Here is a 26,363-nt window from a genome sequence, read left to right on the forward strand (position 1 = left end):
TACGTGAGACGTAAATTTTTGCTGCTGCTGGAAACCGGACTGGTTCTGGCGGGGCTGCTAATGGCCGCTTCGGCCTGGAAAATCCATTCGGCGCTGGAACAGCCGCTGAACATCACCCAGGAAGAACTGCTGGAAGTGCCCAAGGGCACGACTCCCACCCGCACTTTCTATCGACTCGAAGCCGATGGCGTCATCAAGGACGCCTTCTGGTTGCGCGTCTATTGGCGCTTTAACCTCGCCGCCACGCCGATCCACAGTGGCGAATACCGTATGCTGCCCGGGATGACCGTCGACGGTCTGATCGATTTGTGGAAACGCGGCGAAGTGGTGCAGTACAGCGTGACCCTGGTCGAAGGCTGGAATTTCCATCAGGTCCGTGCGGCTCTGGCCAAGGATGACAAACTCAAGCAAACCCTGAACGGCCTGAGCGACACGCAAGTGATGGACAAGATCGGCCATAGCGGGATTTTCCCTGAGGGTCGCTTCTTTCCCGACACTTACAGTTTCGTGCGTGGCATGACCGACGCCGAGCTGCTGAAAAAAGCCTACGAGCGCCTCGACGAAGTGCTCGCCAAGGAATGGGACAAGCGCGCCGCTGATGTGCCGTACACCGAACCCTATCAGGCGCTGATCATGGCCTCGCTGGTGGAGAAGGAAACCGGCGTGCCTCAGGAGCGCGGGCAGATTGCTGGCGTGTTCGTGCGGCGGATGGCGATCGGCATGTTGTTGCAGACTGATCCGACCGTGATCTACGGTCTCGGCGATCGCTACACCGGCAAGCTGACCCGCGCCCACCTCAAGGAAGCGACGCCGTACAACACCTACATGATCTCCGGCCTGCCACCGACCCCGATTGCCATGGTCGGCCGCGAAGCGATTCATGCGGCGCTGAACCCGGTGGCCGGCAACAGTTTGTATTTTGTCGCTCGCGGCGATGGCAGCCATGTGTTCTCCGATGACCTGGATGCCCACAACTCGGCAGTGCGTGAATTTCAGCTCAAGCGTCGTGCCGATTACCGCTCCAGCCCGGCCCCGGCGAATGCGCCCGTGACGCCGGAGGCCGAGACGCCGATTCCCGCCGCTTCCCCGGATACCGCGCCGGAAGCGGTGCCACAGGTCCCGGCCCAAGAGCCGGCCCCGGCACCGGAATCCACGCTCGCGCCAGAATCTGTACCACCGACGCCCGCGCAAGAACCTGCACCCGCGCCCGCACCGGATGCAGCCGCGCCGCAAAGCCCGCAATGACTCTGATTAAGGACTGCCTGTGACTGGCTTGTTTATTACTCTGGAAGGCCCGGAAGGCGCCGGCAAGAGCACCAACCGCGAATATCTGGCCGAGCGCCTGCGCGCCGCCGGTATCGAAGTGCTGCTGACCCGCGAACCGGGCGGCACGCCACTGGCCGAGCGCATTCGCGAAGTGCTGCTGGCCCCGGTGGATGAAGTCATGAACCCCGACACCGAGCTGTTGCTGGTGTTCGCCGCCCGTGCCCAGCACCTGGCCGAGGTGATTCGCCCGGCACTGGCCCGGGGCGCGGTGGTCTTGTGCGACCGCTTTACCGATTCGACCTACGCCTATCAGGGCGGCGGTCGCGGTTTGTCGCTGGAACGCATCGCCACGCTGGAAGCCTTCGTCCAGGGCGACTTGCGTCCGGACCTGACGCTGATTTTCGATCTGCCGGTGGAAGTCGGCCTGGCCCGCGCCAGTGCGCGCGGTCGGCTGGATCGCTTCGAACTCGAAGGCCGTGCCTTTTTCGATGCCGTGCGCAGCGCCTTTCTCAAGCGCGCTGAAGCCGATCCTGCCCGTTACGTGTTGGTGGACGCCGCCCAGCCGCTGCCGCAAGTCCAGCAGTCGCTGGATGGGTTGCTCCCGCGTTTGCTGGAGCTGACCCGTGGCTGAGGCCTATCCGTGGCAGGACGAGCTCTGGCAGCAACTGGCGGGGCGTAAACAGCACGCCCACGCCTATTTGCTGCATGGCCCGGCCGGGATCGGCAAGCGTGCGTTGGCCGAACGGTTGATGGCGCATTTGTTGTGTCAGCGTCCGACTGCCCAGGATGCCTGCGGCGAGTGCAAATCCTGTCTGCTGCTCAAGGCCGGTAGCCACCCCGACAACTACATCCTCGAGCCCGAAGAAGCGGACAAGGCGATCAAGGTCGATCAGGTGCGTGACCTCGTCAGTTTCGTGGTCCAGACCGCGCAGATGGGCGGGCGCAAAGTGGTGCTGATCGAGCCGGTCGAGTCGATGAACGTCAACGCCGCCAACGCCTTGCTCAAAAGCCTCGAAGAACCGTCCGGCGATACCGTATTGCTGCTGGTCAGTCACCAGACCAGCCGTCTGCTGCCGACGATCAAGAGCCGCTGCCAGCAGCAGGCCTGCCCGCTGCCCAGCGAGGCCATGAGCCTGGCGTGGCTGGCGACGGCGTTGCCGGATTGCACGCAGGATGAACGCATCGAATTGCTGACCCTGGCCGCCGGTTCGCCATTGGCCGCGGTCAAGTTGCAGACTCAAGGCGTTCGCGAACAGCGCTTGCTGGTGGTCGAAGGCGTGAAGCAGTTGCTCAAGCAACAGAAATCACCGACCCAGTTGGCCGAAGAATGGAAAAGCATTCCCCAGTTACTGCTGTTTGACTGGTTCTGCGATTGGTCGAGCCTGATCCTGCGCTATCAACTGACCCAGGATGAACAAGGCTTGGGCCTGATGGACATGCGCAAGGTCATTCAATACCTGGCGCAGAAGTCCGGGCAGGGCAAGGTCCTCGCTATTCAGGACTGGATCCTCGCCCAGCGTCAGAAGGTGATGAGCAAGGCCAACCTCAATCCAGCGCTGTTGCTTGAGGCGCTGCTGGTGCAATGGGTGTCTTTGCCGGGCCAGAAGTGACTAGACTCTGAGCATCAGCCGTGGAGGTCAGCATGAATGAACCCGTCAATACCGGACCGCGTAACGGCATTTTGTCCCTGACCATCAAGGACAAGTCCGTGCTGTACGCGGCCTACATGCCGTTTATCAAGAACGGTGGCCTGTTCATCCCGACCAACAAAAGCTACAAGTTGGGCGATGAGGTGTTCATGTTACTGAACCTGATGGACGAAGCGGAGAAGATTCCGGTCGCCGGCAAAGTCAGCTGGATCACCCCCAAAGGCGCTCAGGGCAACCGGGCCGCCGGGGTGGGCGTGCAGTTCAACGACGGTGACAACACCGCCCGCAGTCGAATCGAAACCCATCTGGCCGGAGCCCTGAAATCCGACCGTCCCACTCATACGATGTAAGTTGCAGCCCTTTTTATGCTCGTAGATTCCCATTGTCACCTTGATCGCCTCGACCTCGCCGCCCATGACGGCTCCCTGGATGCCGCACTCGATGCGGCCCGGCAGCGCGGGGTAGGGCACTTTCTGTGCATCGGCGTCAGCGTCGATAACGCCGCCGATGTCAAAGCCCTGGCCGAGCGTTATGACGACGTCGATTGTTCGGTCGGCGTGCATCCGCTGGATGTTCAACCCGGTGCCGCGCCCGCGCTGGATTGGCTGTTGCAGGAGCTGAATCACCCAAGAGTGGTGGCGATTGGTGAAACCGGCCTGGATTACCACTACGAGCCGGAAGCCGCCGAGTTGCAGCAGGCATCCTTTCGCCTGCACCTGCAAGCCGCCCAACAAACCGGCAAACCGGTGATCATCCATACCCGTGGTGCCCGCGCTGATACGCTGGCGCTGTTGCGCGAAGCCGCGTTGCCCCAGGCCGGCGTGCTGCATTGCTTCACCGAAGACTGGGACATGGCGAAGGCTGCGCTGGACATGGGTTATTACATTTCCCTGTCCGGGATTGTCACGTTCCGCAATGCCGATGCGTTACGCGATGTCGCGAGCAAAGTGCCGGCCGACCGTTTGCTGGTGGAAACCGACTCGCCGTACCTGGCACCGATCCCTTATCGCGGCAAACCGAACCTGCCGCAATATGTGCGGGAAGTGGCAGAGTTTCTGGCGATGTTGCGCGGGGAATCCTACGAGCGGTTTGCCGAGCAGACGACCGAGAATTTCAAGCGGTTGTTTCCGTTGGCGCACGTCAGGGCATCGGCGTAACGCCGGTAACGATCGCAGCCTTCGGCAGCTCCTGCGCGGCGATGCCCACTGAATCGCAGGCAAAAAAAACCCGGGTTCTGGGGGGTGAATCCGGGTTAAGACCATTAGGAGTAAAACAAAGGCACGCGGTCCGTTGGTACCTATATCGACGCGGCACTTGGGGGAGATGCCCCGCCGACAGTTCAAGTATTGATCAGTATTGCGCCGAGTCCAGTTTAGCGGCCCCGGTTTTTAAACAATTTTGGAATACGGGCGCTTCGGAAGAGTTCTCATCAACCGGGGACCGTGCATGAAATGATCAAGAAACGCAGATATGGTCGGATGATCCGTGCATTTTGGCGCAAGTTAGGCATAATACGCGGCTTCGAATTTTGACCCCTACAGACCTTTTCTTATGCATAAAGAACCTCGTAAGGTCCGTGAGTTTCGTCGCCGCGAGCAAGAAATTCTCGATACCGCGCTCAAGCTGTTCCTCGAACTGGGTGAAGACAGTGTCACCGTCGAGATGATTGCTGATGCCGTCGGTATCGGCAAAGGCACGATCTACAAGCACTTCAAATCCAAGGCCGAGATCTATCTGCGCCTGATGCTCGATTACGAGCGCGATTTGAATGAGCTGTTGCATTCGGCCGATGTCGACAAGGACAAGGAAGCCCTGTCCCGGGCCTACTTCGAATTCCGCATGCGCGACCCGCAGCGCTATCGCTTGTTCGATCGCCTGGAAGAAAAGGTGGTCAAGGGCAACCAGGTGCCGGAGATGGTCGAGGAGCTGCACAAGATCCGTGCCTCGAACTTCGAACGCCTGACCCTGCTGATCAAGGGTCGGATCAGCGAAGGCAAGCTCGAAGACGTGCCGCCGTACTTCCACTACTGCGCGTCCTGGGCGCTGGTGCATGGCGCTGTGGCGCTGTATCACTCGCCGTTCTGGAGCAATGTGCTGGAAGATCAGGAAGGCTTCTTCCAGTTCCTGATGGACATCGGCGTGCGCATGGGCAACAAACGCAAGCGCGACACCGACACCCCAAGCAGCTGAGCCATTCAGCTGCCTGATGGCGCCATTATTTCGCTACATGGCGCCGTACCGCAGGAATATACTCAGGCTTGGGACTTGCTAAAACTTGATTTGTGAGTCAAGTTTTAGCGGTCCCGAAACTTCTTCCGCCGGAGTGATCCATGATCGTTGACCGTCAAGGCAGGCGTTTTCGCAATTTGCGGATCAGCCTGACCTCCGCCTGCAATTACGCGTGTACCTACTGCGTGCCTAACGGCAAGCGGCTGGTGGCTGCGCAGGATGAATTGTCGGCCGAGGCCATGGCGCGCGGTGTGGCGTATCTGATCGAGGCCGCCGGCATCGAGCGGTTGCGTATTACCGGTGGCGAGCCGCTGGTCAGTCCCAAACTCGAAGCCTTCATGAGCGCCGTCGGCCAGATGGGGCTTGAAGACATCAGCCTGACCACCAATGGTCAGCTGCTGGCGAAAAAACTGCCGCTGCTGGTGGATGCCGGCATCCGGCGCATCAACGTTTCCCTCGATACCCTCGACGCCAGTGCGTTTCGCAGCATTGCCCGTGGTGGCGACCTGGCGACTGTGCTCGATGGTATGGACCAGGCCTCGGCGGCCGGGATGAAGATCAAGGTCAACATGGTGCCGTTACGCGGGCAGAACCTCGACCAGGTGATGCCGCTGCTCGATTACTGTCTGGAGCGTGGCTATGAGCTGCGTTTTATCGAGCTGATGCGCATGGGCCACCTGGCCAGCGACAACAATGCCTTTTTGCAGCAGTTCGTCAGCCTTCAGCAGTTGCTGAGCCTGATCGGCGAGCGTCATGAATACCTGCAAGCCGACGCGCCGGTGGATGCCACGGCGGTGCGCTACGAAATTCCGGGGCAGGGCTACTTTGGCGTGATCGCCAACGAAAGCGTGCCGTTCTGCCGGACGTGTTCGCGGCTGCGGCTGTCGTCGACCGGTTGGCTGCATGGTTGCCTGTCGTCGAGCAATCGCCACTATGTCGGCGACTTGCTGGATAAGCCGCGTCATCAGGCGTTGCCGGCGTTGCAGCGGCTGTTGGTGAAAGCCCTGGGGGACAAGCAGGAAGTGGCGTTCTCCGGTGGTGCGACCATCATGAAGATTATCGGCGGCTGACAGGGCCTTTGTGGCGAGGGGCCTTGCCCCCGTTGGGTCGCGAAGCGGCCCCAAAACATTCCCCTGCGTTGTGCCAGTAAAAACGGCATTCTCCGATTTCACGACGGCTGCGCAGCCGAATGGGGGCAAGCCCCCTCGCCACAGTCTGTGTTTCCAAACTCGAATTATCGATAGACCCAAGGACTGGCGCGGAAGCTGCATCCAACGCCCATTCGCCGGTTTTCCGTCACCGGCTTCTGGAGGGTAGGATGCGTAGCCTGGTTTTGCTGCTGGCCGTTATGGCGCTTGGTGGCTGCATGAATGTCAGCGACATGGGCGAAGGTGTTCGCTACCACATGAGCGACGCGGGGCTGCTGGATCACAGCAATAGTCAGCGCGTGAACAACTTCCGCATTCAGCCGGACTCCTTCATCTACATCGCCCAAGGTGCTTTCGCGCCGCCGGGCAGCGCTTATCCGCGCCCGAACGTGGTGGCTGAAACCGCCTTCGACGGCTTTATCGAATACTTCCCGATGGTCCGCCGCGCCCGTGCGCCGGAAGGGCTCGATGCCGCCATGGGCGAAGCCCGGGCCGCCGGTGCGCATTACCTGCTGTACACGCGGTTTGCCAAGGCTGATGACCGCATCGGCAACTCGGACGAATGGCTCGACCAGGAAGCCGTGGATCGCCTCGGCATCGACAGCGGCGTGATTCAGATCATGTTGATCGAGACCAGCACCCAGTATTTGATCGATACTGCACGGATCAAGAGTCGTGGCGGTTTACTGACGTTCCACGACACCAAGCCAGAAGACCTGCTGGGCCCGCCGCTGGAGCAATACGCGCGTAGCCTGCTGGGGCTCGGCGAACAGTAATTCCAAGGAGAACGCCATGAGTGGCCCGCAAAAAGCCAACGACCTGCTGGGGCAAATCCCGAAGACCAAAGGCTTGCCACCGGTCCACCTGTGGAACCCCGACTTCTGCGGCGACATCGACATGCGCATCGCCCGGGACGGCACCTGGTATTACCTGGGCACGCCGATCGGGCGCAAGCCGATGGTCAAGCTGTTCTCGACCATCATCCGCCGCGACGGCGATGACTACTTCCTGATTACCCCGGTCGAGAAAGTCGGCATCAAAGTCGACGACGCTCCGTTCGTGGCGATTGCCGTGGACGTCGAAGACGAGGGCGAAGCTCAGGTGTTGCGCTTCACCACCAATGTCGATGAGACGGCCGAGGCAGGCGCCGAACACCCGATGCGCGTGGTGATTGATCCCGTGACCCAGGAACCGGCGCCCTACGTGCACGTGCGGACCAACCTTGAAGCGCTGATCCATCGCAACGTGTTCTACCAATTGGTCGAGCTGGCGGTGAGCCGCGAAATCGACGGCCAGCGCTGGTTGGGCGTGTGGAGTGGTGGTGAGTTCTTCCCGATCGGGCTTGAGCCCTAAGCAAATCCAAATGTGGGAGCGGGCTTGCTCGCGAAGGCGTCGTGTCAGTCAGCCTATAAATAACCTGACACACCGCTTTCGCGAGCAAGCCCGCTCCCACATTGTTTTTGTGTGTTTCTCACAAAATTCAAATTGACACCCAATCGTATGATGATTAGCGTGGGCCTCCATCGCGAACGGTTTTTTGCCGTCCCTGCTTCGAGGTTTTCATGTCCAGCAGTTTTCATGCGTCGACGGTCGATTGGCTAGGTGGCTGGATTGCCGCCGGCCAGGTCAAGCCCGGCGAAACCATCAAGGTGGAAGCCGACCTCGGCCAGCAGCTCGGGGTCAGTCGCACGGTGATTCGCGAAGCCATCAAGACCCTGGTCGCCAAGGGCTTGCTCGAAGTCGGGCCGAAGGTCGGGACGCGGGTGTTGCCGATCAAGCGCTGGAACCTGTTTGATCCGCAAGTCGTCGGCTGGTTGTCCCGCAGCGGCCTGCCGGAAAACTTCGTCGACGACTTGCTCGACCTGCGCCGCACCATCGAACCCATGGCCGTGCGCTGGGCCTGTGAGCGCGCCACCGTCGAACAGGTGCAAGCGATCCTCCAGGCCTACAACGCGCTGGAGCGCGCAGTGGACAGCGGCATCGATTACAACCGCGCCGACCAGTTCTTCCACGAGTGCATCCTCGCCGCCAGCCACAATCAATTCATCGAACAAATGGTCCCGGCCCTCGGCGCGTTGCTGGCGGTGTCGTTCGAAGTGTCCGCCGCCGATCCGGATGAACTGCGCCGCACATTGCCGATCCACAAAGACATGGCCGACGCCATCGCCGCCCGGGATGCCGCGCGGGGTGTGTGGGCCTGCATGACCCTGATCGACAACGCGGACCTGGCCATCAAACGTTTCTACCCACAAGTCATGGCCGACAAAAAAGCCAGCTGACAACACCAATCCCCTGTAGGAGCGAGGCTTGCCCGCGAAGGCGTCATCACTTTCAACACTGATGTCACAGACCCATCGCCTTCGCGGGCAAGCCTCGCTCCTACCTAGAAGAACAGAAGAAAGGAGGTTTCATGACGTGGACTGCCGTTACCCAACACCGCGCCCGACTCGGTGAAGGCCCCTTCTGGGACGCCCCCACCCAGGCGCTGTACTGGGTCGACATCGCCGGCAAGCAAGCGCTACGGCTGATCGGCGCCAACGTGCAGATCTGGGAGATGCCCGAGCATGTCTCTGCATTCATCCCCTGCGAGAGCGGTGATGCGCTGGTGACCCTGAGCAGCGGTGTCTATCGCCTGGACCTGGACTCGCCGGGCCTGGAACCGCGCCTGACCCTGCTCTGCGTCGCCGACCCGCAACCGGGCAATCGCCCCAACGAAGCCCGCTGCGATGCCCAAGGCCAGCTCTGGCTCGGCACCATGCAAAACAACATCGGCGAGAACGGCGAAGACCTGCCCATCGAGCGTCGCTCCGGCGGCCTGTTCCGTATCGACCGCGATGCCCGGGTCACGCCGCTGCTCCGGGGCCTGGGCATTCCCAACACCTTGCTGTGGAGCGATGACTCGACTCGGCTGTACTTCGCCGACAGCCTCGACGGCACGCTCTATCAACATTTCATCCGCACCGATGGCGGCCTCGATCCGGCCCGGGTCTGGTTCGGTCCCCATGAGCGGGGTGGCCCGGATGGTTCGGCGATGGATGCACAAGGCTATCTGTGGAACGCCCGATGGGACGGCAACTGCCTGCTCCGCTTGAGTCCCGAAGGCCAGGTTGACCGGGTGATCGAGCTGCCCGTCAGCCGTCCCACCAGTTGCGTATTCGGCGGCGAAGACCTGCAAACCTTGTACATCACCAGCGCTGCGAGCCCGCTCAATCATCCATTAGACGGTGCGGTGCTATCGATTCGGGTCGATGTGCCCGGAAAAATCTGTACGAGGTTTGCTGGCTAAATCCCAAAATATGGGATGTAAAATTATATATTGAGATTATTTGGCGGTCGGGTTTATAGTCAGCTCCATCAGTTACACGCACTCACACTTAAAAAAACAAAACAGGTGAAGTGATGCAGCGATTTTCCAAACAGTTTTTCGACCGGACATCGACGGATGCCCGGTTTTTGTCGTGCCTGGAAAAGGGAGTCCGGCTTCATGGCTGAACCTCTCACCTTGCCGCCGGTGCCCGAGCCGCCGAAGGGCGAACGACTGAAAAACAAGGTCGTGTTGCTGACCGGCGCGGCCCAGGGCATTGGCGAGGCGATTGTCGCGACCTTCGCGTCCCAGCAAGCGAAGCTGATCATCAGTGACATCCAGGGCGAGAAAGTCGAGAACGTCGCGGCGCACTGGCGGGACCAAGGCTTCGACGTCCAGGCGATCAAGGCTGACGTTTCCGCTCAGCAAGACCTGCATGCCATGGCTAAATTGGCCGTCGAACACCACGGCCGCATCGACGTGCTGGTCAACTGCGCCGGGGTCAATGTGTTCCGCGACCCACTGGAAATGACCGAAGAAGACTGGCGCCGCTGCTTCGCCATCGACCTCGACGGCGCGTGGTTTGGCTGCAAAGCGGTGTTGCCGCAGATGATCGAGCAGGGCATCGGCAGCATCATCAACATTGCCTCGACCCATTCCAGCCACATCATTCCCGGCTGCTTCCCGTACCCGGTGGCCAAGCACGGTTTGCTCGGCCTGACTCGCGCCCTCGGCATCGAATACGCGGCGAAGGGCATCCGGGTCAACGCCATCGCGCCGGGCTACATCGAAACCCAGCTGAACGTCGATTACTGGAACGGCTTTGCCGACCCCCAGGCCGAACGTCAGCGCGCCTTTGACTTGCATCCGCCACGGCGCATCGGGCAGCCGATGGAAGTGGCGATGACGGCCGTTTTCCTGGCCAGCGATGAAGCACCGTTCATTAACGCCTCGTGCATCACCATCGATGGTGGTCGCTCGGTCATGTACCACGACTGAGCGCAGAGGGTTTCAGGCGCGGAACTCCGTGCGAAATCCAATCATCATACGATATGACTATTCGCTACACGTTTTGACCGCTGTACCGGCTTTCAAATAACGCTCAAAAAAAATAACAAGGAGTCAGCTTATGAATCGTCGTCCCGGGATCCGTTCCCTGTGCTGTGCCGCTTTGGCGGTCACGGCGGTCAGCCTGAGCAGTTCGCTGCTGGCGGCCGAGCAAGTGAAAATCGGCTTTCTGGTCAAGCAGGCCGAAGAGCCCTGGTTCCAGACCGAATGGGCCTTCGCGGAAAAAGCCGCCAAGGACAAAGGCTTCACCCTGATCAAGATTGCCGTGCCTGACGGCGAGAAAACCCTCTCGGCCATCGACAGCCTGGCGGCCAACGGCGCCAAGGGTTTTGTGATCTGCCCGCCAGACGTCGGTCTCGGCCCGGCCATCGTGGCCAAAGCCAAGCTCAACGACTTGAAAGTGATGGCAGTCGACGACCGTTTCGTCGATGCCAACGGCAAGTTCATGGAAGACGTGCCGTACCTCGGCATGGCCGCGTTTGAAGTCGGCCAGAAACAGGGCAGCGCCATGGCCACCGAAGCGAAGAAGCGCGGTTGGGACTGGAAAGAAACCTACGCCGTGATCAACACCTTCAACGAACTCGACACCGGCAAGAAACGCACCGACGGTTCGGTCAAATCCCTGGAAGATGCTGGCCTGCCGAAGGACCATATCCTCTTCACCGCGCAGAAGACCCTCGACGTCCCGGGCAGCATGGACGCCACCAACTCGGCGCTGGTGAAACTGCCCGGCGGCGCGAAAAACCTGATCATCGGCGGCATGAACGACAACACGGTGCTGGGCGGCGTGCGCGCCACCGAAAGCGCCGGGTTTGCCGCCGCCAACGTGATCGGGATCGGCATCAACGGCACCGACGCCATCGGCGAACTGAAAAAGCCCAACAGCGGTTTCTTCGGCTCGATGCTGCCAAGCCCGCACATCGAGGGCTACAACACGGCGGCGATGATGTACGAGTGGGTCACCACCGGCAAAGAGCCGCCGAAATACACCGCCATGGACGACGTGACGCTGATCACTCGCGAGAACTTCAAGCAGGAACTGGAAAAGATCGGCCTGTGGAACTGAAGGCCGGTTGATTTCATCGGCGGCCCTGGCGACGGGGCGGCCTGATCTGTGTGATGAGGTGGTTATGCAAGCGCAAACACAAACACAAGAACACAGCGGCGGCAGCTTGCGCTTCAACGGGATCGGCAAGACCTTTCCCGGGGTGAAGGCGCTGGACGGCATCAGCTTCGTCGCGCATCCGGGGCAGGTGCATGCCTTGATGGGTGAGAACGGCGCCGGCAAATCGACGCTGCTGAAAATCCTCGGCGGCGCGTATATCCCGAGCAGCGGCGACCTGCAGATCGGCGAGCAGACGATGGCCTTCAAGTCCACCGCCGACAGCATCGCCAGCCGCGTCGCGGTGATTCACCAGGAACTGCACCTGGTCCCGGAAATGACCGTCGCGGAAAACCTGTTCCTCGGCCATCTGCCGGCCAGTTTCGGACTGATCAATCGCGGTGCGTTGCGCCAGCAAGCCTTGGCTTGCCTCAAGGGCCTGGCCGATGAAATCGACCCGCAAGAGAAAGTCGGGCGCCTGTCCCTCGGCCAACGGCAATTGGTGGAAATCGCCAAGGCCTTGTCCCGTGGCGCGCATGTGATCGCTTTTGATGAACCCACCAGCAGCCTTTCCGCGCGGGAGATCGACCGCTTGATGGCGATCATCGGTCGCCTGCGGGATGAAGGCAAAGTGGTGCTCTACGTCTCCCATCGCATGGAAGAAGTGTTCCGCATCTGCAACGCGGTGACGGTGTTCAAGGACGGCCGCTTCGTGCGCACCTTCGAGAACATGAGCGAATTGACCCACGACCAGTTGGTGACGTGCATGGTCGGCCGCGACATCCAGGACATCTACGATTACCGTCCGCGCCAGCGCGGTGCGGTGGCGCTGAAAGTCGACGGTTTGCTCGGGCCGGGCCTGCGCGAGCCGGTGAGTTTCGAGGTGCACAAGGGCGAGATTCTCGGGCTGTTCGGTCTGGTCGGGGCAGGGCGCACGGAACTGTTTCGCATGCTCAGCGGCTTGACGCGCAACACGGCGGGTCGCCTGGAATTGCGTGGCCATGAGCTGAAACTGCGTTCCCCTCGCGATGCCATCGCCGCCGGCGTTTTGCTCTGCCCCGAAGACCGCAAGAAGGAGGGCATCATGCCGCTCTCCAGCGTCGCCGAGAACATCAACATCAGTGCGCGCGGCGCCCATTCCACCTTTGGTTGCCTGTTGCGCGGCCTGTGGGAAAAGGGCAACGCCGAGAAGCAGATCGCGGCGCTGAAAGTGAAGACGCCGAGCGCCTCGCAGAAAATCATGTACCTGTCCGGCGGCAATCAGCAGAAGGCAATTCTTGGTCGCTGGCTGTCGATGCCGATGAAAGTCCTGCTGCTCGACGAACCGACCCGTGGCATCGACATCGGCGCCAAGGCCGAGATCTACCAGATCATCCATAACCTCGCCGCCAGCGGTATCGCGGTAATTGTGGTGTCCAGCGACCTGATGGAAGTCATGGGCATTTCCGACCGCATCCTGGTGCTGTGCGAAGGCGCGATGCGCGGCGAACTGTCCCGCGACGAAGCGAATGAATCCAACCTGCTGCAACTGGCTTTGCCGCGCCAACGCGCTGACGACGTGGCGAACTGAGAGGTAACTATGATGACCATCCAAAACAACGCTCTGCCCACCCCGCGCAAACCTCTGGATCTGCGGCGTTTCCTCGATGACTGGGTGATGCTGCTGGCGGCCATCGCCATCTTCGTCGCCTGCACCTTGCTGATCGACAACTTCCTCTCGCCGCTGAACATGCGCGGGCTGGGCTTGGCGATTTCCACCACCGGGATTGCCGCGTGCACCATGTTGTATTGCCTGGCGTCCGGGCATTTCGACTTGTCGGTGGGTTCGGTGATTGCTTGCGCCGGCGTGGTCGCGGCGGTGGTGATGCGGGACACCGACAGCGTGTTTCTCGGCGTGGCGGCGGCGCTGTTCATGGGGCTGATCGTCGGGTTGATCAACGGGATTGTGATCGCCAAGCTGCGGGTCAATGCTTTGATCACGACGCTGGCGACCATGCAAATCGTGCGGGGCCTGGCCTACATTTTTGCCAATGGCAAAGCGGTGGGCGTGTCCCAGGAACAGTTCTTCGTCTTCGGCAACGGCCAGTTGTTCGGCGTGCCGGTGCCGATCCTGATCACCATCGTCTGCTTCCTGTTTTTCGGCTGGTTGCTGAACTACACCACCTATGGGCGCAACACCATGGCCATCGGCGGCAACCAGGAAGCGGCGCTGCTGGCTGGCGTAAACGTTGATCGGACCAAGATCATCATCTTCGCCGTGCACGGTTTGATCGGCGCGTTGGCCGGGGTGATCCTCGCGTCGCGCATGACCTCGGGCCAGCCGATGATTGGCCAGGGGTTTGAGCTGACGGTGATCTCCGCGTGTGTGTTGGGCGGGGTGTCGCTGAGCGGCGGGATTGGCATGATCCGGCATGTGATTGCCGGGGTGTTGATTCTGGCGATCATCGAGAATGCGATGAACCTGAAGAACATCGATACGTTTTATCAGTATGTGATTCGGGGTTCGATTCTGTTGTTGGCCGTCGTGATTGACCGTCTGAAACAACGCTGAGATTTTTGTTGATCTGACTGACGCCTTCGCGGGCAAGCCTCGCTCCTACGGGTTGTGTGTCGTGCGCAAATTTTGCGACTGACATTTAACCTGTAGGAGCGAGGCTTGCCCGCGAAGGCTTTGTACCTGACACCGCCCATTCCGCGCATCGCCTTAGCCACCTCCCGTCACCTCCCGAAAAATATCCCTTGCCCGCCCGACCCTGTTTCGGTTATCTCTTTGTACATGATTAGACAGGTTCGATTTGACAAGAAACAACGGGTGGTCGACGAACTCATCCGGCGCATTGAAAGCGGCCTCATGGAGGACGGCTTTCTGTTGCCGGGCGAGCATCAGTTGGCTGAAGAATTCAAGGTCAGCCGCGGCACGCTGCGTGAAGCCCTGGCCGAACTGAAGAGGCGCAACTACATCGCGACGCAAAGTGGCGTCGGCTCCATCGTCACCTTCGACGGCGTGGTGCTCGACCAGCGCAGCGGCTGGGCCCAGGCTCTGGCGGACAGCGGGGCGCTGATCAACACCGAAGTGCTGCGCTTGGAGCCGATCAGTCGTCCTGACCTGATGCCGCGTTTCGGCACCGACAAATTCATCACCCTCGACCGTCGCCGCCGCGCCAATGACGGCACGTTGGTGTCCCTTGAACGTTCATTGATTCCCGCCACTGGCACTTTGGAAAGTCTGCCGCGAGTGGGCCTGATCGATGACTCGCTGACCATCACCCTGGCCGCCTACGGCTACATCGGCGAACGCGGCGATCAATGGATCGGCGCCGAACCGCTGAACGCCGAAGACGCCGAACTGCTCGGTCGTCCGACCGGCACCGTATTCCTCAAGGCCCTACGCACCACGTACGACCGTCAGGGCCGCTTCATGGAGCAGGTCGAAAGCTTGCTCGACCCGGTGCATTTCCGTCTGCACCTGCAATTTGGAGAGTCAAAGTGACCGCGCTCAATCGTGCCTTGGGCGCGTTCTATGGTTTGGCCCTGGGCGATGCCCTGGGCATGCCGACCCAATCCCTGAGCCGTACCCAGATCAAGGCGCGCTTCGGCGACATCACCGACCTGCAAGACGCCGGCCCTGACCAACCGATCGCCGCCAACATGCCCAAAGGCTCGATCACCGATGACACCGAACAGGCGATCCTGGTCGGCCAATTGCTGATCGAAGGCGAAGGCCGGATCGAGCCGTCGGTATTGGCCCAACGGTTGATCGAATGGGAAGCCGAGATGCAGGCCAAGGGCTCGCAGGACTTGCTCGGCCCTTCGACCAAACGTGCCATCGAGATGATCCTCGCCGGCCATTCGCCGGAAGAGTCGGGGCGCTACGGCACCACCAACGGCGCGGCGATGCGCATCACCCCGGTCGGGATCGCGGCGGATGTTGCTGATCCAGAGCGTTTCATCCGTGCCGTGGTGCAGGCCTGCCAGGTTACCCACAACACCACGTTGGGCATCTCCAGCGCGGCGGCGGTGGCGGCGGTGGTCTCGGCCGGCATCAATGGCATGGACCTGGGCGAAGCGCTGAACCTGGGCATGCACATCGCCCAGCAAGCGGAAAGTCATGGTCACTGGGTCGCGGGCGGACGCATCGCCTCGCGGATCAGTTGGGCGCGGACCATCAGCATCGACAGCGACAAGGTCTTGCTGGCGGACTTGCTGTACGACGTGATCGGAACTTCGGTGGCGTCGCAGGAATCGGTGGTGGTCTCGTTCGCCCTGGCCCAGCAAGTGGCGATTGGTGAATTGAATGCCTTCGAAGCCGTGTGCATGGCCGCGAGCCTCGGTGGCGACACCGACACCATCGCGGCGATTCTCGGCGCCATGCTTGGCGCTTGCCTGGGCATGGAGAGCTGGCCGGCGGCGATGATCGATAAGATCAAAGCCGTGAATGGCCTGGAGCTGGGACCGTTGGTGCAGGGGCTTTTAGCCTTGCGTTGATCCTCAGGTGAGTCGAGGCTTTTGTGGCGAGGGGGCTTGCCCCCGTAGAGCTGCGAAGCAGCCCCCCACCCTCTGTCAGCCTACCGAGTTGTCTGGATTCACGACTGCTTCGCAGCCGAACGGGGGCAAGCCCCCTCGCCACAGTGACCGAGTCGCTGGGGCACTTGCTTCAATCAGATTTTCACCCGCAACGGAACGCACAAATCTGGCCAGGACTGCCGGGATGTTATGTCGACTTCCGAAACTGCCCACAACCAAAACAATGGCAACAGGAGCATCCATCATGAGTTCATCGAACGCCGGGCCAAGCGCCGGGCAACTGGAAACCCGTGGCATCGAGCCGGTCCCGGAAAGCGAATGCAACGGTCATCCGCTGCAACTGTTCTGGGTCTGGTTCGCCGCCAACATCTCCATCCTCGGCTTGCCGTTGGGCGCCACACTGGTGGCGTTTCGTGGCCTGGCGATCTGGCAGGCGATCATCGTCGCGATCCTCGGCGCCGCCGGCTCCTTCGCCGTGGTCGGGATCATCTCCATCGCCGGCCGTCGCGGGCGCGCACCGAGTCTGACCCTGTCCCGCGCGATCTTCGGCGTGCGCGGCAATATCGGCCCGACCGTGGTGTCGCTGATGTCGCGCCTGGGCTGGGAAACGGTCAATACCACCACCGCCGCCTTCGTGCTGCTGTCGCTGTGCTCGATCCTGTTCGGTTCGCCGGTGGAAGCCAAAAGCGCACCGGTCCTCACGCTGATTTTCATCGCGATTTTCGTCCTGCTGACCTTGTCCGTGTCGGGCCTCGGTCACGCCACGCTGCTGGTGATCCAGAAGTGGGCGACCTACGTGTTTGGCGCGCTGAACATTCTGGTGGGCGGTTTCCTCTGCGCGACCATCGACTGGAGTGCGGTGTTCAACGCCACGCCAGCACCGCTCAGCGCGATGATCATCGGCGTCGGCACCATGGCCGCCGGCACCGGCATCGGCTGGGCCAATGCGGGCGCGGACATGTCGCGTTACCAGCATAAAAGCGTCAAGGCCGTGCGCTTGGTGGCCTCGGCCGCATTCGGTGCGGGGATCCCGCTGGTGCTGCTGATCACCCTCGGCGGCTTGCTGTCGGTGGGCAACAACGACCTGGCCCAAGCCACCGACCCGATCATCGCGATCCGCGACATGCTGCCGACCTGGATGGCCGTGCCGTACCTGATCACCGCGTTCGGCGGCTTGCTGCTGTCGAACAACCTGTCGGTGTACTCCGCCGGTTTGACCACGTTGACCCTCGGCCTCAAGGTCCCGCGCGTCTACGCGGTGGTGGTCGACATCGTGGCGATCTTCGCCGGTTCGATCTACTTCATGCTGATCGCCGACAGCTTCTACGGCCCGTTCATCACCTTCATTTCCCTGCTGGCGGTGCCGATCACTGCGTGGGTCGGGATCTTCGTCGTTGACCTGATCCACCGTCATTACTACAGCCCCAAAGACCTGCTGGACGTCAGCCCAAGCAGCGCCTATTGGTATCGCGGCGGCATCGAGTGGCGTGCCTTCGGGGCGTGGGCGATTGCCATCGTGCTGGGTTTCAGCTTCACCACCATTGGCACCACAGCGGAAAACATCTGGTTCCGTGGCTTCCTTTCCGACTCGTACCTGGGCCATAACGGCCTCGGCTGGATCGTGACCTTCCTGGTGGCTGGCGGGATTTATTTCGTACTCGGCGGGGCCAAGGATCGTCGCGCTGCACTGACTGAGAACGCTCATGCCTAAGTTGTTACACACCGGTCAGGTCATCATCGACCTGGTCATGGCCGTGGATAAACTGCCCCAGGCCGGCGGCGACGTGCTGGCGCAATCCGCCAGTTTCGAAGCCGGTGGCGGCTTCAACGTGATGGCCGCCGCCCAGCGTAATGGTCTGCCGGTGGTTTACCTCGGCCGCCATGGCACCGGGCGTTTCGGCGACCTGGCGCGGGAGGCGATGAAGGTTGAAGGCATTCGGATCGGCATCGCCGACAAAGCCGAACGCGACACCGGGTTGTGCGTGGCGGTAACCGATGCCTCGGCTGAGCGCAGTTTCATTTCCTACATTGGCGCTGAAGGTGAAGTGTCCACCGAAGACCTGGCGAGCGTGCCGGCCGAGGCGGGGGACTATGTCTACGTCAGCGGTTATAGCTTGCTGCACGTGGGCAAAGCGCAGGCGCTGGTGGATTGGGTGTTGGGATTGCCGAAAGGCATCAACGTGATTTTCGATCCGGGTCCGTTGGTCGAATCGCCGGATGAGCCGCTGATGAATGCGTTGCTGCCACGCATCGATGTGTGGACCAGCAACAGTGTCGAGGCGTTGCGGTTTACCGGGGCGTCGGACATTGGCGAGGCGTTGGATCGGTTGGTCGAGCATCTGCCGGCGGATGTGTTGATGGTGGTGCGCGATGGCCCGCAAGGCTGCTGGATTCGCCAGCGCGGTGACTGCCAGCATGTGCCGGGGTTCAAGGTTGACGCGGTCGACAGCAACGGCGCCGGGGATGCTCACGCCGGGGTGTTTGTGGCCGGGTTGGCGCAGGGGTTGTCGGCGGTGGAGGCGGCACGAAGGGCGAATGCGGCGGCAGCATTGGCCGTGACGCGGTGGGGGCCGGCGACTTCGCCGGGGACTGCGCAGGTGGATGCGTTTATCTGTGAGACGTTCGGCGGCTGATCCTGTGGCGAGGGAGCTTGCTCCCGCTGGACTGCGCAGCAGGCCCCTTTTTTAGGTGAAGAGAGGGCCGCTTCGCGCCCCAGCGGGAGCAAGCTCCCTCGCCACAGGTCTTCCAGCACCCATTTGCTATCCCGTCTGAAAATTCGCACAATGCGCGCCCCCAGGAAGGGGAAGCGTCTGACAGCCTGTCAGGCCAGTTTCGTACACTCAAGGACAGAGTCTCTCGTATGCCCTACCTCCTACTGCACACCCCCCGGCAAGCCATGCATGGCCCGCCGCGTTTCTTTATGGAAGAGAACACATGAATTTCCGGATGATGATTGCCGCGACAGCGGTCGCGACCTCGGCACTGCTGGCCGGTTGTGGCGACAAGCCTGACGCGACGGCCGCCGCGCAGCCAAAGCAAAGCGCCGCTGAACAGCAGCAAATCGAAAAGTACAACCTGTATGTCGATGTGGCCAACAGCCTGACCACGTCTTTCCAGGAAGCCCAGGACAACTACCTGAACCAACAGATGCCGCTGTTGAAGGGCAAAGAAGCGCCCACTTCGATGCGCATCGAAAACGACATTCTGGTTGATCGCTCGGCCAAGCAACTGGACACCGCCGCCGCCATCGACGCCCCGATCGTGGAAATCGATGCCGCCGCCAAGGACTTTTCCGCCGCGTTGAAGACCTTGTCACCGTTGAGCCACGAGCTGAACAACTACGCCAACTCCAAAGGTTACCTGGCCGACAATGGCGCCAAGGCGCGCCAATTGAGCAAGGATTACCTGGCGGCACTGACCCTGGTCGCGCAGAAAGAACAGGCGTTCTACAAAGGCCTGAGTGATCGTGATCAGGCGTTGACCAAGGAAGCGTTCGACCAGGCGCCCAAGGACACCGCCGCTTACTACCGCGCCGGGCTGATTTACTACGGCAAGCTGAACAATGCCGACGCCAACGTGTTGTTTGCCGCGCCGAATGACGCAGCCGCACTCGACGCTTTCGAGAAGTCCCTGGCACAAGTGGCAGATGCCGCGGCGGGTTGGGACAAGAAAGTCACCGAGCAATCGACCAAGTCCGGCAAGAGCTGCAATGGCGGCATGCTGGAGATCAACGATTTCCTGGGTCAGTCCCGCTCGCTGGTCAAAGACATCAAGGACGGCGTGTTCAAGCGTGAAGAAACCGGTGTGATGGCGCGGATGAGCAGTTCGAACATCACTAATTCGGCGAATCGCTATAACAGCAAATATTCGAATGTGATTAATCGGTTTAATCATCCGATGTGCTGAGTCTGACCTGACGTCTTCGCGGGCAAGCCTCGCTCCTACAAGGGACCACACAGTCCCCTGTAGGAGCGAGGCTTGCCCGCGAAGAGGCCCTAAAAACCAACACAAATCCCGACGGTCAACCGGCCTTGCGCAACGCCTCAATCAACGCCTGCTTGCGCATCCCCGACCGCCCCGGAATCTTCTTCTCCCGGGCTTCTTTCATCAAACTGTCGACGGTCTGGGTATCGCGCGAAGCCTTGCTGTTGCGCGAATGGCCTTCACGGCTGGCGACCGCTCGGCGCGAGGATTCCTTGCGGTCCTCGGACTTGGCGCTGGCCGGTTTCTTGCGCCCGGCGCCGCCGGCCCGTTCGCCGCCACCCGACTGCTTGTTCACCGTCGCCCAGGCCCGGGCTTCAGCTTCGTCCTTCGAAACACCCTTGTGTTCGTAACTGTCTTCGATGTGTTCGGCCTTGCGCTTTTGCTCGGCGGTGTATTTGTCTTTGCTTCCACGAGGCATGGGATTTCTCCTGGCTTCAAGGGTTGTAAAGATCGCAGCGGTTCACAGTCCCGCAGGAACTGCCGAAGGCTGCGATCCTTTGATCTTGCTGCGCTTAAACGTCCAGCTTGCGCGCCGCCTCAACCCCGGCGGCACTGAGCTTGATCGGCAGGTTCAGCGAGTGCTCGCCCGCCTCGTTGCAACTCACATGGCCATGCTGGATCAATCCGCGATCCTGCAAAGTGGCGAGGGTGCTGGCCACGACTTTCTCCCCCCGGTAATTGTCCAGGACCTCCTTGCCCAACCCCGTTGGGTGGGCGTGCAACAGGCGGGTCAGGACTTCTTTTTCCAGGTTTTTATCGACGTTCATGGTTACCTCTTTCATGGATGTGGATAGGGTGTTGCGTCGCTCGCGTCGGCGAACTATTGACCGGCGCCTTCGGAGCCTGAGCCACCGGTGGTGGTTTTCGAGCCCATGCCGGAGCCGGCGTTATCGGGTGTCTGGGCGTCCGGTATGCCCGTTCCGCCCTGGCGACCGGTGTCGTTGCCCTTGAGGCGCGGATCGGTTCCGGTGGACGGCGGCAGACTGCTGTCGATTCCCGAGCCATCGGTGTTCATGCCAGGGGCACTCTGGATGGCGGGGGCTTTGGGTTTTTCCACCGGGTCGGTCGGGCCGGTGCCGGTGCCGGTGGTGGCGGCGAAGGCCGTAGAGGACAGCAGGGCAGCGAGAGCGAGAGCGGTCAGCCGGGACATGATCATGGTGTCGTCTCCAGATTATTAGAGTCCTTACCTGATGTTGGTCCGCCCTCGGTTGGGTTGGTGCCTGAGGCACGACGAACGGTTCAGGCTGGCTGTGGCGCCCAGGGTATTTGGACACTTCGCAGCCGAACGCAGGCTTCGCCAGCGGCTACAGGGGCGAGGTGGGTGACAGGGGACTTTTTGCTTTCCCATGTGACGAGCGTCGCGCGCCGCCTTAGTATGGCGTTTTCAACTTCTGACAAGGTACGTCCATGACGATCGAGATCCGCCCGGCGACCCCCAGCGATGCACCGCAAATCCTCGCGTTCATCACTGAACTGGCCGACTACGAGCGTGCCCGTCATGAAGTCATCGCCAGTGTCGCCGACATCGAGCGCAGCCTGTTCAGCGAAGGCGCCACCGCCCACGGCCTGATCTGCCTGCGCGACGGTCTGGCGATTGGCTTCGCGGTGTTCTTCTTCAGCTATTCCACTTGGCTGGGCAGCAACTGCCTGTACCTCGAAGACCTCTACATCACCCCCGAACAACGCGGCGGCGGCGCCGGCAAAACCTTGCTGCGTCACTTGGCAAAAATCGCCTGCGCCAATGATTGCGGACGTTTTGAATGGAGCGTGCTGGACTGGAACAAACCCGCCATCGAGTTCTACAAATCCCTCGGCGCGCAGCCCCAGGAAGAGTGGGTGCGTTATCGGATGGATGGGGCGGTGTTGCGGGAGTTTGCCGAGGGGCGTTAAACGCTGATGGCAATCTGCTGCTGAACCGCTTGTCGACATCTTGCCAGTCCGGCACTCTGTGCGCCTTTTTGCGCGCTCACGGACGACATCTGCCATGCAATCAGCCTTGCGCTTAGTTCCCCCTGAAGTTCATGTACATCCCCCACCCGCCGTGTGTGGGTGGTGATGGGGGATAAGTAAGTGTTTTTGTTTGTTTGGTTTAAAGGGATTTATATGGCAAGGCTTTTAGCCGTTTTGATGTTCTGCGTATTGTGTTCATCGTGCATGCACCTGGACGTGCCGGCCGCGCGAATCGAATTTACCTCACTCGAATATGATTCAGGTTCCTATTATTTGCGATTCAGGTCCGACCGGGATCTGGTCAACTTGTACGACGCCCACGGCATCAGCGCGCAAGTCGGTACCTGGGTGAACTGCTCCCTGGATGGAGACACTGATTTTTCCATCCTGCATCACATTCAATTGTCGGCGAATGGCCCGGTGGACGAGGTGCGGATCGTTGAGGGTGACCGTCGTTATGAGTTCAAGGCCTGGTTCAGATTTGAAGAGGATGAAAACGAAGGAAGTAGTTATCGTCCCATTCGCAAAGAAGTGCTGTTGTCGTTATTGAAAAAGCAGGAATACATCCCCTGCATGGCGCGCATCACGGCCTTTTTGTATAAGGCGTATTACTCCAAGGTTATGTACATTCCAACTTCGCGGATTATTGCCGAAGTCGAGAAAGAAATTACAGCGCCAGAATATGTCATCTTGCCGCCAGAGGATCGACAGCTGTCCTGGTTGTTGTTCGAACAGATCTGCATTAATGAAACGCGCTACTACGCGGGCACCATCATTGTTCATGGAGGGGTGTGCAGCGGTCTTCCCTACAGCGGACTGTTGAGTTCATTTGCGCCGCTTACAGGTCAGTTCCAGATTGTCGACAGCAAAACCAAACAGCCGAGAGCCAATGTCAGCTACTTCATAAGACGTGCTGATGGTCGGGAGGAGGAAGGGTTTAGCGACGAGCAAGGCAAGACGCACATCTTCGGGGCCAACCAGCACGAATCCTTCAAGCTTTTTGTGTCCGGTGACGACGTCGAAGGTATTGGAATATAGGATTTGCGTATTCCCATAATATGGGACGATAAATTACATATTGAGATTTTCCCTCTAGGAGGTCTATAGTCCAGCTCACTCACTGCCAAAAACAAAACAGGTGAAGCGATGCTGGCGCAATTGATCGCGCTCGATTGGGGGACAACCTCATTACGTGCTTACAAACTCGCCGCGGGTGGCCAGGTGCTGGAACAGCGTTCGCTGTCGTCCGGGATCATGCAGCTGCCGCGCACGCCGCGAATCATTAACGGTCAGGAATGCACCGACGGTTTTGAACTGGCCTTCGACGACGCTTGCGGTGACTGGCTCGACGCGCAACCCGATTTACCGGTGATTGCCTGCGGCATGGTCGGCAGCGCCCAGGGCTGGCGCGAAGCGTCCTACCAGGACACGCCGGCCAACGTCGCCAATCTCGGAAATTCCCTACAAACCGTACGCAGTCTTCGCGGTGTCGATATGCACATCGTGCCGGGCGTGATTCAGCGTTCGCGCCTACCGAATGTGATGCGCGGCGAGGAAACCCAGGTCCTTGGTGTGTTGCAGAACCTGCCGGGCGGGGCGGGCAACGACCTGTTGATCGGCTTGCCCGGCAGTCATTCGAAATGGGTGGAAGTGGCCGACGGCTGCATCGTGCATTTCGACACCTTCATGACCGGCGAAGTCTTCGCCGTGCTCAGCGAACACAGCATTCTCGGGCGCACCCAGCAGCAGGGCGCCTCGTTCGATGGCCAGGCGTTTGATCGCGGCGTGCAAGTGGCGTTGTCGGCGGACGGCGAGATCGGGCCGTTGTCGACCTTGTTCAGTGCGCGCAGCCTCGGGCTGACCGGCGAACTCAGCGCCACCGCGCAACCGGATTACCTGTCCGGCCTATTGATTGGCCATGAGCTGTCGGCCCTGGCCAACGTTCAGCGCCGACGCCGCAACAGCGTGCATCTGCCCTCGATCATCCTCATTGGTAATACCCAACTCTGCGCCCGCTACAGCCGGGCCCTCGACGCCTGCGGCTTTGCCAATGTGACCTTGGCCGAGCAGGCCACCGAGCGCGGGCTGTGGCAACTGGCGGTTGCCGCCGGCCTGATCAAACACCAACCATCACGTTAAACCTGACTGGAGGTCTGACATGCTCAAGCAAGCCCTGGCGCAAAACGGCCTGATCGCGATCCTGCGCGGCCTGCGTCCTACAGAGGCTGCGGCCATCGGCGAAGTGCTGTACAGCGCCGGATTTCGCGTCATCGAAGTGCCGCTTAATTCCCCGGAGCCGTACGACAGTATCCGCATCCTGCGCAGTACTTTGCCCGCCGATTGCCTGATCGGCGCGGGCACGGTGCTGACGCCGGAACAGGTCGAACAGGTGAAAGCAGCGGGCGGGCAGGTGATCGTCATGCCGCACAGCGATCCGAAGGTCTTGCGTGCGGCGAAGGCCGCGGGGTTGTACCTGTCGCCGGGCGTGGCGACGCCGACCGAAGCGTTCGCCGCGTTGGCCGAAGGCGCCGATGTGCTGAAGATGTTTCCCGCCGAGCAGATGGGGCCCGCGGTGGTGAAAGCCTGGCTCGCGGTGTTGCCCGCCGGAACCATTCTGGCGCCGGTTGGTGGCATCACACCGGACAACATGCAGGTGTTTATCGACGCGGGCGTCAAAGGTTTCGGCCTCGGTTCCGGGTTGTTCAAACCGGGCATGACCCCCGAGCAAGTGGCGGCCAATGCCAAGGCTTACGTCACTGCCTGGAAAGCCCTGAGCTAAGAATTTTTGGCGCTGTGAGCGCTGCATCTAACAAGAGAGACAATGAGATGAAAATCACCAAACTCACCACCTTCATCGTCCCGCCGCGCTGGTGCTTCCTCAAGATTGAAACCGACGAAGGCGTAACCGGCTGGGGCGAACCCGTGGTCGAAGGCCGCGCCCATACGGTCGCCGCTGCCGTTGAAGAATTGTCCGACTACCTGATCGGCAAAGACCCACGCAATATCGAAGACATCTGGACCGTGCTCTATCGCGGCGGCTTCTACCGCGGCGGCGCGATCCACATGAGCGCCCTGGCCGGCATCGACCAGGCGTTGTGGGACATCAAGGGCAAGGCTCTGGGCGTGTCGGTCAGCGATTTGCTCGGTGGCCAGGTGCGGGACAAGATTCGTGTGTATTCGTGGATCGGCGGCGACCGCCCGGCGGACACCGCTCGCGCGGCGAAAGAAGCGGTCGAGCGTGGCTTCACCGCGGTGAAAATGAACGGCACCGAAGAGCTGCAATTCCTCGATTCCTTCGAGAAAGTCGACCTGGCCCTGGCCAACGTCGCGGCCGTGCGTGACGCGGTCGGGCCGAACGTCGGCATCGGCGTCGACTTCCATGGCCGGGTGCACAAGCCCATGGCCAAGGTACTGATGAAGGAACTCGACCCGTACAAACTGATGTTTATCGAAGAGCCGGTGCTCAGCGAAAACTACGAAGCGCTGAAGGAACTGGCACCGTTGACCAGCACGCCGATTGCCCTCGGTGAGCGCCTGTTCTCCCGTTGGGATTTCAAACGGGTGCTCAGCGAAGGTTACGTCGACATCATCCAGCCTGATGCGTCCCACGCTGGCGGCATCACCGAAACCCGCAAGATCGCGAACATGGCCGAAGCCTACGACGTGGCGCTGGCGCTGCATTGCCCGCTGGGCCCGATTGCGCTGGCGGCGTGCCTGCAACTGGACGCGGTTTGCTACAACGCGTTCATCCAGGAACAGAGCCTGGGCATCCACTACAACGAGAGCAACGACCTGCTGGATTACGTCAAGGATCCGCGGGTGTTCGATTACGACAAAGGCTTCGTGAAGATTCCGAATGGTCCGGGGCTGGGGATCGAGATCAACGAGGAATATGTGATTGAACGCGCGGCGGTCGGGCATCGCTGGCGCAACCCGATCTGGCGCCATGCCGATGGCAGTTTTGCGGAGTGGTGATACCCACTCGGTGATCGTTCCCACGCTCGGCGTGGGAATGCCGCCATGGACGCTCCGCGTCCGCTGTTCACGCTGTGACGCAGAGCGTCAGGGGCTGCATTCCCACGCAGAGCGTGGGAACGATCACAACTTACGCCCTCAATAAACATAAGAAGAGGCATCCC

General features: G+C 60.8%; 28 protein-coding genes. 25 read left to right on the forward strand and 3 right to left on the reverse strand.

From position 1 onward, the window contains the following. The first annotated feature begins 3 nt into the window (after positions 1-3). From mltG to FQ192_RS19470, 20 genes are all read left to right on the forward strand, one after another. Positions 4-1,245: an endolytic transglycosylase MltG gene (gene mltG / locus FQ192_RS19370; RefSeq protein ID WP_149659997.1), complete on the forward strand. Its 1,242-nt coding sequence runs from the start codon at positions 4-6 to the stop codon at positions 1,243-1,245. A gap of 19 nt (positions 1,246-1,264) precedes the next feature. Continuing rightward, positions 1,265-1,897, forward strand: coding sequence for a dTMP kinase (gene tmk, locus FQ192_RS19375; protein ID WP_149659998.1), 633 nt, complete (start codon positions 1,265-1,267; stop codon positions 1,895-1,897). Continuing rightward, complete coding sequence (locus tag FQ192_RS19380) at positions 1,890-2,876, forward strand: DNA polymerase III subunit delta' (RefSeq protein WP_149659999.1); 987 nt, start codon at positions 1,890-1,892, stop codon at positions 2,874-2,876. The genes tmk and FQ192_RS19380 overlap by 8 nt, the downstream gene beginning before the upstream one ends. Before the next feature lie 32 nt (positions 2,877-2,908). Next, positions 2,909-3,265, forward strand: coding sequence for a PilZ domain-containing protein (locus FQ192_RS19385; RefSeq protein ID WP_133838380.1), 357 nt, complete (start codon positions 2,909-2,911; stop codon positions 3,263-3,265). Positions 3,266-3,280: 15 nt separating this feature from the next. Next, complete coding sequence (locus tag FQ192_RS19390; protein ID WP_149660000.1) at positions 3,281-4,072, forward strand: TatD family hydrolase; 792 nt, start codon at positions 3,281-3,283, stop codon at positions 4,070-4,072. A 394-nt stretch (positions 4,073-4,466) separates the two neighbouring features. Beyond that, positions 4,467-5,105, forward strand: a complete 639-nt coding sequence (locus FQ192_RS19395) for a TetR/AcrR family transcriptional regulator (RefSeq protein WP_133838378.1) — start codon at positions 4,467-4,469, stop codon at positions 5,103-5,105. 140 nt (positions 5,106-5,245) lie between these two features. Beyond that, entirely contained in the window at positions 5,246-6,214 is a 969-nt protein-coding gene (locus FQ192_RS19400; RefSeq protein ID WP_149660001.1) for a GTP 3',8-cyclase MoaA, read from the forward strand. Between the two features lie 248 nt (positions 6,215-6,462). Then, complete coding sequence (locus FQ192_RS19410) at positions 6,463-7,068, forward strand: DUF4823 domain-containing protein (protein WP_149660002.1); 606 nt, start codon at positions 6,463-6,465, stop codon at positions 7,066-7,068. 16 nt (positions 7,069-7,084) lie between these two features. Then, positions 7,085-7,645 (forward strand): DUF1285 domain-containing protein, encoded by a 561-nt coding sequence (locus tag FQ192_RS19415; protein WP_149660003.1) that lies wholly within the window; start codon positions 7,085-7,087, stop codon positions 7,643-7,645. A 209-nt stretch (positions 7,646-7,854) separates the two neighbouring features. Further along, the gene (locus FQ192_RS19420) at positions 7,855-8,571 is read left to right on the forward strand and encodes a FadR/GntR family transcriptional regulator (RefSeq protein ID WP_149660004.1); all 717 of its coding nucleotides are present in this window, start codon (positions 7,855-7,857) and stop codon (positions 8,569-8,571) included. Positions 8,572-8,702: 131 nt separating this feature from the next. Further along, positions 8,703-9,578, forward strand: coding sequence for an SMP-30/gluconolactonase/LRE family protein (locus FQ192_RS19425; protein WP_149660005.1), 876 nt, complete (start codon positions 8,703-8,705; stop codon positions 9,576-9,578). Positions 9,579-9,776: 198 nt separating this feature from the next. Beyond that, a complete protein-coding gene (locus FQ192_RS19430) occupies positions 9,777-10,595 on the forward strand; it encodes an SDR family oxidoreductase (protein ID WP_149660006.1) in 819 nt (272 codons plus the stop codon). 130 nt (positions 10,596-10,725) lie between these two features. Continuing rightward, complete coding sequence (locus tag FQ192_RS19435) at positions 10,726-11,730, forward strand: substrate-binding domain-containing protein (RefSeq protein WP_149660007.1); 1,005 nt, start codon at positions 10,726-10,728, stop codon at positions 11,728-11,730. 64 nt (positions 11,731-11,794) lie between these two features. Next, positions 11,795-13,336 (forward strand): L-arabinose ABC transporter ATP-binding protein AraG, encoded by a 1,542-nt coding sequence (araG, locus tag FQ192_RS19440; RefSeq protein ID WP_149660008.1) that lies wholly within the window; start codon positions 11,795-11,797, stop codon positions 13,334-13,336. Between the two features lie 12 nt (positions 13,337-13,348). Continuing rightward, positions 13,349-14,317 carry an L-arabinose ABC transporter permease AraH gene (araH, locus tag FQ192_RS19445; RefSeq protein WP_149660009.1) on the forward strand — a complete coding sequence of 323 codons (969 nt, stop codon included), beginning with the start codon at positions 13,349-13,351 and terminating at the stop codon, positions 14,315-14,317. 225 nt (positions 14,318-14,542) lie between these two features. Continuing rightward, positions 14,543-15,256: a GntR family transcriptional regulator gene (locus FQ192_RS19450; RefSeq protein WP_149660010.1), complete on the forward strand. Its 714-nt coding sequence runs from the start codon at positions 14,543-14,545 to the stop codon at positions 15,254-15,256. Continuing rightward, the gene (locus tag FQ192_RS19455) at positions 15,253-16,251 is read left to right on the forward strand and encodes an ADP-ribosylglycohydrolase family protein (RefSeq protein ID WP_149660011.1); all 999 of its coding nucleotides are present in this window, start codon (positions 15,253-15,255) and stop codon (positions 16,249-16,251) included. Before FQ192_RS19450 ends, FQ192_RS19455 begins: the two co-directional genes overlap by 4 nt. Before the next feature lie 283 nt (positions 16,252-16,534). Beyond that, on the forward strand, positions 16,535-18,001 hold the full coding sequence (locus FQ192_RS19460) for a cytosine permease (RefSeq protein ID WP_149660012.1): 1,467 nt from the start codon (positions 16,535-16,537) through the stop codon (positions 17,999-18,001). Then, positions 17,994-18,923: a PfkB family carbohydrate kinase gene (locus FQ192_RS19465; RefSeq protein WP_149660013.1), complete on the forward strand. Its 930-nt coding sequence runs from the start codon at positions 17,994-17,996 to the stop codon at positions 18,921-18,923. The genes FQ192_RS19460 and FQ192_RS19465 overlap by 8 nt, the downstream gene beginning before the upstream one ends. Positions 18,924-19,224: 301 nt before the next feature. Next, positions 19,225-20,196: a DUF3829 domain-containing protein gene (locus FQ192_RS19470; RefSeq protein ID WP_149660014.1), complete on the forward strand. Its 972-nt coding sequence runs from the start codon at positions 19,225-19,227 to the stop codon at positions 20,194-20,196. Positions 20,197-20,311: 115 nt separating this feature from the next. On the opposite strand, the gene FQ192_RS19475 is transcribed toward FQ192_RS19470, so the two are convergent. From FQ192_RS19475 to FQ192_RS19485, 3 genes are all read right to left on the reverse strand, one after another. Beyond that, positions 20,312-20,692, reverse strand: coding sequence for a Rho termination factor N-terminal domain-containing protein (locus tag FQ192_RS19475; protein WP_149660015.1), 381 nt, complete (start codon positions 20,690-20,692; stop codon positions 20,312-20,314). A 94-nt stretch (positions 20,693-20,786) separates the two neighbouring features. Beyond that, positions 20,787-21,041 carry a hypothetical protein gene (locus FQ192_RS19480; protein ID WP_133838363.1) on the reverse strand — a complete coding sequence of 85 codons (255 nt, stop codon included), beginning with the start codon at positions 21,039-21,041 and terminating at the stop codon, positions 20,787-20,789. A gap of 53 nt (positions 21,042-21,094) precedes the next feature. Next, positions 21,095-21,430: a hypothetical protein gene (locus FQ192_RS19485; RefSeq protein ID WP_149660016.1), complete on the reverse strand. Its 336-nt coding sequence runs from the start codon at positions 21,428-21,430 to the stop codon at positions 21,095-21,097. A gap of 251 nt (positions 21,431-21,681) precedes the next feature. On the opposite strand from FQ192_RS19485, the gene FQ192_RS19490 reads away from it, so the two are divergent. From FQ192_RS19490 to dgoD, 5 genes are all read left to right on the forward strand, one after another. Next, positions 21,682-22,164, forward strand: coding sequence for a GNAT family N-acetyltransferase (locus tag FQ192_RS19490; protein ID WP_133838361.1), 483 nt, complete (start codon positions 21,682-21,684; stop codon positions 22,162-22,164). A gap of 180 nt (positions 22,165-22,344) precedes the next feature. Next, on the forward strand, positions 22,345-23,262 hold the full coding sequence (locus FQ192_RS19495; protein WP_149660017.1) for a hypothetical protein: 918 nt from the start codon (positions 22,345-22,347) through the stop codon (positions 23,260-23,262). Between the two features lie 108 nt (positions 23,263-23,370). Beyond that, on the forward strand, positions 23,371-24,363 hold the full coding sequence (locus tag FQ192_RS19500; protein WP_149660018.1) for a 2-dehydro-3-deoxygalactonokinase: 993 nt from the start codon (positions 23,371-23,373) through the stop codon (positions 24,361-24,363). 19 nt (positions 24,364-24,382) lie between these two features. Next, a complete protein-coding gene (locus tag FQ192_RS19505) occupies positions 24,383-25,003 on the forward strand; it encodes a 2-dehydro-3-deoxy-6-phosphogalactonate aldolase (protein WP_149660019.1) in 621 nt (206 codons plus the stop codon). A 47-nt stretch (positions 25,004-25,050) separates the two neighbouring features. Next, positions 25,051-26,199 (forward strand): galactonate dehydratase, encoded by a 1,149-nt coding sequence (gene dgoD, locus FQ192_RS19510; RefSeq protein WP_090186690.1) that lies wholly within the window; start codon positions 25,051-25,053, stop codon positions 26,197-26,199. Positions 26,200-26,363: the final 164 nt, after the last annotated feature.

Origin of the sequence: Pseudomonas sp. ANT_J12, from assembly GCF_008370045.1 — a bacterium.
Lineage (GTDB): Bacteria > Pseudomonadota > Gammaproteobacteria > Pseudomonadales > Pseudomonadaceae > Aquipseudomonas.

What these genes read in the sequence shown, in the direction of transcription:
- FQ192_RS19490 (WP_133838361.1), top strand. Translation starts at nt 21,682, where the DNA reads ATGACGATCGAGATCCGCCCGGCGACCCCCAGCGATGCACCGCAAATC.
- FQ192_RS19505 (WP_149660019.1), top strand. Translation starts at nt 24,383, where the DNA reads ATGCTCAAGCAAGCCCTGGCGCAAAACGGCCTGATCGCGATCCTGCGC.
- FQ192_RS19465 (WP_149660013.1), top strand. Translation starts at nt 17,994, where the DNA reads ATGCCTAAGTTGTTACACACCGGTCAGGTCATCATCGACCTGGTCATG.
- FQ192_RS19470 (WP_149660014.1), top strand. Translation starts at nt 19,225, where the DNA reads ATGAATTTCCGGATGATGATTGCCGCGACAGCGGTCGCGACCTCGGCA.
- FQ192_RS19460 (WP_149660012.1), top strand. Translation starts at nt 16,535, where the DNA reads ATGAGTTCATCGAACGCCGGGCCAAGCGCCGGGCAACTGGAAACCCGT.
- FQ192_RS19450 (WP_149660010.1), top strand. Translation starts at nt 14,543, where the DNA reads ATGATTAGACAGGTTCGATTTGACAAGAAACAACGGGTGGTCGACGAA.
- FQ192_RS19385 (WP_133838380.1), top strand. Translation starts at nt 2,909, where the DNA reads ATGAATGAACCCGTCAATACCGGACCGCGTAACGGCATTTTGTCCCTG.
- FQ192_RS19475 (WP_149660015.1), bottom strand. Translation starts at nt 20,692, where the DNA reads ATGCCTCGTGGAAGCAAAGACAAATACACCGCCGAGCAAAAGCGCAAG.
- FQ192_RS19430 (WP_149660006.1), top strand. Translation starts at nt 9,777, where the DNA reads ATGGCTGAACCTCTCACCTTGCCGCCGGTGCCCGAGCCGCCGAAGGGC.
- araH (WP_149660009.1), top strand. Translation starts at nt 13,349, where the DNA reads ATGACCATCCAAAACAACGCTCTGCCCACCCCGCGCAAACCTCTGGAT.
- FQ192_RS19400 (WP_149660001.1), top strand. Translation starts at nt 5,246, where the DNA reads ATGATCGTTGACCGTCAAGGCAGGCGTTTTCGCAATTTGCGGATCAGC.
- FQ192_RS19390 (WP_149660000.1), top strand. Translation starts at nt 3,281, where the DNA reads ATGCTCGTAGATTCCCATTGTCACCTTGATCGCCTCGACCTCGCCGCC.
- araG (WP_149660008.1), top strand. Translation starts at nt 11,795, where the DNA reads ATGCAAGCGCAAACACAAACACAAGAACACAGCGGCGGCAGCTTGCGC.
- dgoD (WP_090186690.1), top strand. Translation starts at nt 25,051, where the DNA reads ATGAAAATCACCAAACTCACCACCTTCATCGTCCCGCCGCGCTGGTGC.
- FQ192_RS19420 (WP_149660004.1), top strand. Translation starts at nt 7,855, where the DNA reads ATGTCCAGCAGTTTTCATGCGTCGACGGTCGATTGGCTAGGTGGCTGG.
- FQ192_RS19410 (WP_149660002.1), top strand. Translation starts at nt 6,463, where the DNA reads ATGCGTAGCCTGGTTTTGCTGCTGGCCGTTATGGCGCTTGGTGGCTGC.
- FQ192_RS19500 (WP_149660018.1), top strand. Translation starts at nt 23,371, where the DNA reads ATGCTGGCGCAATTGATCGCGCTCGATTGGGGGACAACCTCATTACGT.
- FQ192_RS19395 (WP_133838378.1), top strand. Translation starts at nt 4,467, where the DNA reads ATGCATAAAGAACCTCGTAAGGTCCGTGAGTTTCGTCGCCGCGAGCAA.
- FQ192_RS19425 (WP_149660005.1), top strand. Translation starts at nt 8,703, where the DNA reads ATGACGTGGACTGCCGTTACCCAACACCGCGCCCGACTCGGTGAAGGC.
- FQ192_RS19485 (WP_149660016.1), bottom strand. Translation starts at nt 21,430, where the DNA reads ATGATCATGTCCCGGCTGACCGCTCTCGCTCTCGCTGCCCTGCTGTCC.
- FQ192_RS19435 (WP_149660007.1), top strand. Translation starts at nt 10,726, where the DNA reads ATGAATCGTCGTCCCGGGATCCGTTCCCTGTGCTGTGCCGCTTTGGCG.
- FQ192_RS19480 (WP_133838363.1), bottom strand. Translation starts at nt 21,041, where the DNA reads ATGAACGTCGATAAAAACCTGGAAAAAGAAGTCCTGACCCGCCTGTTG.
- FQ192_RS19415 (WP_149660003.1), top strand. Translation starts at nt 7,085, where the DNA reads ATGAGTGGCCCGCAAAAAGCCAACGACCTGCTGGGGCAAATCCCGAAG.